This is a genomic window from Jatrophihabitans sp., assembly GCF_051960575.1.
GTDB lineage: Bacteria > Actinomycetota > Actinomycetes > Mycobacteriales > Jatrophihabitantaceae > JBQCEE01.
In genome coordinates, this window is the sequence record NZ_JBQCEE010000135.1 from 1 (window position 1) to 6,311 (window position 6,311).

Here is a 6,311-nt window from a genome sequence, read left to right on the forward strand (position 1 = left end):
CCGCCCGCCGACGAGCCCTTGACCGCTTCCTCCACCACTACAACACTCGACGCGGCCACTCCGCCCTCGGCGGTGAACCACCCATCAGCCGGCTCGCCGCCTGATAACAACGTCCCGGGTCACGACACCTAGGTCCGAGTGCCTGTGCGGAACCTAGGAGCGCCAGCCGCCGTGCGGTCGAACGACAGGTGACGAACGGATGAATCAGTTGGCGGCTACAACCGTTCGATGATGGTCACGTTGGCCTGGCCACCGCCCTCGCACATGGTCTGCAGGCCGTAGCGCCCACCGGTGCGCTCGAGCTCGTGCAGCAGCGTGGCCATCAGCTTCGTGCCGGTCGCCCCGATCGGGTGACCGAGCGCGATCGCACCACCGTTGACGTTGGTCTTCGCGAGCACCTTGTCGACGCCGGTGCCGAGGTCGGCGGCCATCTCCTTCGCCCACGCCAGCGCCACCGATGCGAAGGCCTCGTTGATCTCGACCAGGTCGATCTGGTCGAGCGTCATGCCGGCGCGGGCCAGAGCGTGGCGCGTGGCCCGGATCGGCGCGGTGAGCATGTACACGGGGTCGTCGGCGCGGACGGAGATGTGGTGCACGCGGGCGCGCGGTGTCAGCCCGAAGCGCTGCACGGCGGACTCGCTGGCGACGAGCACCGCGCTCGCGGCGTCCGAGATCTGGGACGAGACGGCGGCGGTGATCCGGCCACCCTCGCGCAGGGTGGCGAGCGTCGCCATCTTCTCGAGCGACGTGTCGCGACGCGGGCCCTCGTCGGCGGCGAGGTCGCCGAACGGCGCCAGTTCGCGGTCGAAGCGTCCCTCGTCGATCGCGGCGATCGCACGCTGGTGGCTCTGCAGCGCGAACTGTTCCATCTGCTCGCGGCTGATGTCCCAGCGCTCGGCGATGAGGTCGGCGGCGCGGAACTGCGACACCTCGTTCACCGACGGGTCGCCGTAGCGCTTCTCCCAGCCGGTCGAGCCGGTGAACGGGTCGCGGAAGCCGAACTGCTCGGCCACCATCATCGCCGAGGCGATCGGGATCATCGACATGTTCTGCACGCCGCCGGCGACGACGAGGTCGGCGGTGCCGCTCATGACGGCCTGCGCGGCGAAGTGCACGGCCTGCTGCGACGAGCCGCACTGGCGGTCGACGGTGACACCGGGCACCTCCTCGGAGTAGCCGGTGGCGAGCCAGCAGGTGCGGGCGATGTCGCCGGCCTGCGGGCCGATGGTGTCGATGCAGCCGAAGATCACGTCGTCGACGGCGTCGGGGTCGGCACCGGGGTTGCGCTCGAACAGCGCGGTGATCGCGTGTGCACCGAGATCGGCGGGGTGCACCTGCGACAGCGCGCCGCGGCGGCGTCCGGTCGGGGTGCGGACGGCGTCGACGAGGTAGGCCTCAGCCACGGGTCGATCCCTTCGTGTGGTCGGTGGGGCGACGGCCGGTCGTGATGCCGTCGAGGACGATGGCGAGGTACTGGTCGGCGATGTCGCTGATCGCGAGCTTGCCGCCCGGGCGGTACCACCCGACACCGACCCAGACGGTGTCGCGGAAGAAGCGGTAGGCGAGGTCGACGTCGAGGTCGTCGCGGAACGTGCCGTCGTCGACCCCCGCCTGCAGCACGTCGTGCCAGAGCGTGCGGAACTCGACGAGCCGCTCGGTGATGTAGGCGAAGTTCGGTGAGTCGGCGAGGTGCCGCGCCTCGGCCTGGTAGATGGCGACGGCGCTGTGGTGTGCGTCCAGGGCCTCGAAGCTGGCCCGCACGATCGCCTCGAAGGTGGCGCGCGGGTCGAGGTCGCGGTCGACGATCTCGCGGTAGGTGCCGAACAGCGCGTCGAGGAACTCGCGCAGGATCTCGTCGACCATCGACTCCTTCGAGTCGAAGTGGTGGTAGAGGCTGCCGCTCAGGATGCCGGCGGCGTCGGCGATGTCGCGGACGGTCGTGGCCTTGAGCCCGCGCTCGGCGAAGAGCTCGGCCGCGATGGTGAGCAGCTCGGTGCGCCGGTCGACGCTCGCGGACGCGCTCATGGATGTTGCGAGCTGACGGAGACGACCTCACCGGTGAGGTAGGACGAGTAGTCGCTGGCCAGGAACACCATGACGTTGGCGACCTCCCACGGTTCGGCATAGCGGCCGAAGGCCTCGCGCTGCGTCAGTTCGGCGAGCAGTTCGTCGCTGGTGACCTTCACCAGATGAGGATGCATGGCCAGGCTCGGCGACACCGCGTTGACGCGCACGCCGTGCGGCGCCGCGTCCATCGCGGCGCAGCGGGTGAGCGCCATGACGCCGGCCTTCGCGGCGGCGTAGTGGGCCTGCCCCTCCTGCGCGCGCCAGCCGATGACGGACGCGTTGTTGACGATCACTCCCCCATGCCCCTGCTCGACGAAGCGCTGCAGCGCCGCCCGGGTGCACCGCATGGTGCCGGTGAGGGTCACGTCGAGCACGCGGAACCACTGCTCGTCGGTCATCTCGAGCAGGGACGCAGTGCCGCCGAGGCCTGCGTTGTTGATGAGCACGTCGAGGCGCCCGAACGTGTCGGCCGCGGCGCTCAACAGCTGTTGCACGTCGTCCTCGACGGTCACGTCGCAGCGCACGGCGGCGACCCGCCCGTCGTGCTCGGCCTGCAAGGCGTCGAGCGTCTCGCCGAGCCGGCGTTCGTGGTGGTCGCTGATGACGACCTGCGCGCCCTCCTCGAGACAGCGGCGGGCGGTGGCCTGGCCGATGCCCGCGCCGGCGGCGGCGGTGACCACGACGACCTTGTCGGTGAGCAGCCCGTGGCCGGGCACGTACGGCGGTGCGGTCATGCGCGGGCCTCCCGCGGCAGGCCCAGGACGCGTTCGGCGATGATGTTGCGCTGCACCTCGTTCGAGCCGCCGTAGATGGTGTCGGCCCGGCTGAACAGGAACAGCCGCTGCCACTCGTCCAGGTCGTCGTCGCGCACGACCATGCCGGCCGCGCCGACGACGTCCATCGCGAGCTCTCCGAGCCGCTGGTGCCAGGTGGCCCAGAGCAGCTTGGCCACGGACGCCTCGCCGCCCTGGACGCCCGTCGAGTGCAGCGTCCGCTCGGCCTGGGTGCGGATGACCTCGAGCCCGAGCCAGGCACGGGTGATGCGGTCGCGGATCGCGGGGTCGTCGACGGCACCGGTGCGACGGGCCAGGGCGATCACGCCGTCCAGCTCGCGGCGGAAGCCGACCTGCTGGCCGAGCGTGGCGACGCCCCGCTCGAGGCCGAGCGTGCCCATCGCGACCCGCCAGCCGTCGCCGGGCTCGCCGACGACGAGGTCGGCGGCGGTGCGGGCGTCGTCGAAGAAGACCTCGTTGAACTCGGCGGTGCCGGTGATCTGGACGATCGGGCGCACCGTGACGCCGGGCTGCTGCATCGGCACCAGCAGGTATGACAGGCCCTGGTGGCGCTTCGAACCGGGCTCGCTGCGGGCGAGCACGAAGCACCAGTCGGCGAGATGGGCCATCGACGTCCAGACCTTCTGCCCGGTCACCGACCATTCGCCGTCCACGAGTCGCCCGGTGGTCGTGACCCCGGCGAGGTCGCTGCCCGCACCGGGCTCGCTGTACCCCTGGCACCACAGCTCGTCGACGGCGATCATCGGCGGCAGGAAGCGCTGCTGCTGCTCGGGCGTGCCGAACGCGATGAGCGTCGGCCCGATGAGTTCCTCGCCGAAGTGGTTCACCTTGTGCGGCGCGTCGGCGCGCGCGTACTCCTCGTGGAAGATCACCTGCTGGCTGATCGTCGCGCCGCGCCCGCCGTGCTCGACCGGCCAGCCCAAGCACGTCCAGCCGGCGCGGGCGAGGTGCCGGTTCCACTCGCGCCGCTCGTCCCAGGCCTCGTGCTCGCGTCCCGGTCCCCCGACGCCGCGCAGCTCCTTGAACCCGTCGGCCAGAGCGCTCTCGAGCCAGTCGCGGGCAAGGGCGCGGAACTGGTCGTCGGTGAGTCCGTCCCAGGTCACCCAGCGCTGGTCGGTCGGCATGGCGGTAGGTTACCCTACCAAGCACTTGCTCGGTACGTCGGCGGATGGGTCAGCGGGAGGCGGCGATGGACGCGACGATCCCCGCCGCCCTCGACCGCGCAGCCGACGGCTTCACCGGTGAGGCGCTGGTCGACGGTGAGGTGCGGCTGACCTGGCCACAGCTGCGGGCCGCGGTGCTGGACCTCGCGCGGTACTACGTCGCGCGTGGCGTGCGTCCGGGCGATCGTGTCGCGGTGTGGGCGCCGAACACGCACCACTGGGTCGTCGCCGCGCTCGGGGTGCACTGGGCGGGCGCGACCCTCGTGCCGGTCAACACCCGCTACACCGGTCACGAGGCCCACGACATCCTGGTGCGGACGCGAGCGGTGGCGCTCGTCGTCTGCGGACCGTTCCTCGGCACCGACCGGCTGGCGCAGCTGTGTGCGGCGGGCGCGACGCCCGACCTGCGCGCGGTGCTGCGCATCCCGACCGACGACTCCCCCGCGCCCGACCGTGTCGACGACTGGACCGACGTCGCCGCCATCGGCGCGGATGTACCGGTCGAGGAGGTCGCGGCGCGCGCCGCGGCGGTGCGGGCCGACGACGTCAGCGACATCCTGTTCACCTCGGGGACGACCGGGCGCAGCAAGGGTGTGCTCAGCGCACACCGGCAGGTGCTGGCGGTCGCCGCCGCCTGGGCCGAGTGCGGCGAGGTCACCGACCGCGACCGTTACCTGGTCATCAACCCGTTCTTCCACAGCTTCGGCTACAAGGCCGGCATCGTGGTGTGTCTGCTGACCGGCGCGACGATCGTGCCGCAGGCGGTGTACGACGTGCCCGAGGCGATGCGGCTGATCGCGGCCGAGCGGGTCAGCGTGCTACCGGGAGCGCCGACGATCTTCCAGACGATCCTCGACTCACCCGAGCGCGAGAAGTTCGACCTGTCGTCGCTGCGGCTCGCGGTCACGGGCGCGGCGGTCGTGCCGGTGGCGCTGGTCGAGCGGATGCAACAGGAGTTGAGTCTCGACCTCGTCCTCACCGCGTTCGGCATGACCGAAGCAGTCGTCGTGACGATGTGCCGCCGCGACGATCCCGCCGGGACGGTCGCGCGCACGTGCGGGCGTGCGGTGGCGGGGTGCGAGATCCGCATCGGCGAGCAGGATGAGCTGCTGGTGCGCGGCCCGAACGTCATGCTCGGCTACCTCGACGACGCGGAGGCGACCGCAGTTGCGATCGATGCCGACGGCTGGCTGCACACGGGTGACGTCGGCGTCATCGACGCCACGGGACACCTGCGCATCACCGACCGGCTCAAGGACATGTACATCAGCGGCGGCTTCAACGTGTACCCCGCGGAGGTCGAGCAGACGCTGGCCCGCCTCGACGGGGTCGCTGACGCCGCGGTGATCGGTGTCCCGGACGCGCGTCTCGGCGAGGTCGGGCTCGCGCTGGTCGTGCGGCGGGACGAGACCGTCGACGAGCACGCGGTCATTGCGTTCTGCCGCGAACGCCTCGCCAACTTCAAGGTGCCGCGGCAGGTGCGCTTCGTCGACACCCTGCCGCGCAACCTCGCCGGCAAGCTGCTCAAGACCGACCTGCGGAGGGTGTACGGATGACCGACGAGGTGCTGTACGAGGTGCGGGGCTCGACGGCGGTGGTGACGATGAACCGGCCCGAGTACCGCAACGCGCAGAACTCGGCGATGACCTATGCGCTCGATCGGGCGTTCCAGCGCGCGGTCGACGACGACGAGGTCAAGGTCATCGTGCTGGCCGGTGCGGGCGCGCACTTCTCGGCCGGCCACGACATCGGCACACCCGGCCGTGACGTCGATGTGCACTACGACAACACCGCGATCATCTGGTGGGACCACGTCGGGCGCGAGGGCGGCGACCTGCGGTACGCCCGCGAGATGGAGGTCTACCTCGGCATGTGCCGGCGCTGGCGCGAGATCCCCAAGCCGGTGATCGCGATGGTGCAGGGCGCGTGCATCGCGGGCGGGTTGATGCTCACGTTCGTGTGCGACCTGATCGTCGCGTCCGACGATGCGTTCTTCGGCGACCCCGTGGTGCGCATGGGCATTCCGGGCGTGGAGTACTTCGCGCACCCGTGGGTGATCGGCCCGCGCGCCGCGAAGGAGATCCTCTTCACCGGTGACCGCTTCACCGCTCAGCGCGCGTACGAGTGGGGCATGGTCAACCGGGTCGTGGCGCGTGATGCACTCGACGAGGAGACCTTCGCGATCGCCGAGCGGATCGCGGCGATGCCACGGTTCGGGCTGGCGCTCACCAAGCGTGCGGTGAACCAGTGCGAGGACGCCATGGGGATGCGCAACGGCATGGACTCG

7 protein-coding genes are annotated in these 6,311 nt (G+C 70.9%); 3 read left to right on the forward strand and 4 right to left on the reverse strand.

The window, feature by feature from the left end; all coding sequences use genetic code 11:
* The coding region (locus ACTHMS_RS07350) for an integrase core domain-containing protein (protein ID WP_440305418.1) at positions 1 to 104 on the forward strand (104 nt) is incomplete at its 5' end.
* A gap of 111 nt (positions 105 to 215) precedes the next feature.
* Here ACTHMS_RS07350 and ACTHMS_RS07355 read toward each other — a convergent pair.
* From ACTHMS_RS07355 to ACTHMS_RS07370, 4 genes are read right to left on the reverse strand one after another with little or no spacing between them, the layout of a single operon-like run.
* Positions 216 to 1,403 (reverse strand): acetyl-CoA C-acetyltransferase, encoded by a 1,188-nt coding sequence (locus ACTHMS_RS07355; protein ID WP_440306014.1) that lies wholly within the window; start codon positions 1,401 to 1,403, stop codon positions 216 to 218.
* Positions 1,396 to 2,025, reverse strand: coding sequence for a TetR/AcrR family transcriptional regulator (locus ACTHMS_RS07360; protein ID WP_440306015.1), 630 nt, complete (start codon positions 2,023 to 2,025; stop codon positions 1,396 to 1,398). Before ACTHMS_RS07360 ends, ACTHMS_RS07355 begins: the two co-directional genes overlap by 8 nt.
* A complete protein-coding gene (locus ACTHMS_RS07365; protein WP_440306016.1) occupies positions 2,022 to 2,801 on the reverse strand; it encodes an SDR family oxidoreductase in 780 nt (259 codons plus the stop codon). The genes ACTHMS_RS07360 and ACTHMS_RS07365 overlap by 4 nt, the downstream gene beginning before the upstream one ends.
* Positions 2,798 to 3,985: an acyl-CoA dehydrogenase family protein gene (locus tag ACTHMS_RS07370; RefSeq protein ID WP_440306017.1), complete on the reverse strand. Its 1,188-nt coding sequence runs from the start codon at positions 3,983 to 3,985 to the stop codon at positions 2,798 to 2,800. Before ACTHMS_RS07370 ends, ACTHMS_RS07365 begins: the two co-directional genes overlap by 4 nt.
* A gap of 65 nt (positions 3,986 to 4,050) precedes the next feature.
* Here ACTHMS_RS07370 and ACTHMS_RS07375 point away from each other — a divergent pair, with 65 nt between their 5' ends.
* Both ACTHMS_RS07375 and ACTHMS_RS07380 read left to right on the forward strand, forming a co-directional pair.
* Positions 4,051 to 5,580: a FadD3 family acyl-CoA ligase gene (locus tag ACTHMS_RS07375; protein WP_440306018.1), complete on the forward strand. Its 1,530-nt coding sequence runs from the start codon at positions 4,051 to 4,053 to the stop codon at positions 5,578 to 5,580.
* Positions 5,577 to 6,311: enoyl-CoA hydratase (locus ACTHMS_RS07380; RefSeq protein ID WP_440306019.1), on the forward strand; the 735-nt coding region annotated here is incomplete at its 3' end. The genes ACTHMS_RS07375 and ACTHMS_RS07380, both read left to right, overlap by 4 nt.

Coding starts and splice junctions, on each gene's coding strand:
- ACTHMS_RS07360 (WP_440306015.1), bottom strand. CDS start 2,025: ATGAGCGCGTCCGCGAGCGTCGACCGGCGCACCGAGCTGCTCACCATC.
- ACTHMS_RS07365 (WP_440306016.1), bottom strand. CDS start 2,801: ATGACCGCACCGCCGTACGTGCCCGGCCACGGGCTGCTCACCGACAAG.
- ACTHMS_RS07370 (WP_440306017.1), bottom strand. CDS start 3,985: ATGCCGACCGACCAGCGCTGGGTGACCTGGGACGGACTCACCGACGAC.
- ACTHMS_RS07375 (WP_440306018.1), top strand. CDS start 4,051: ATGGACGCGACGATCCCCGCCGCCCTCGACCGCGCAGCCGACGGCTTC.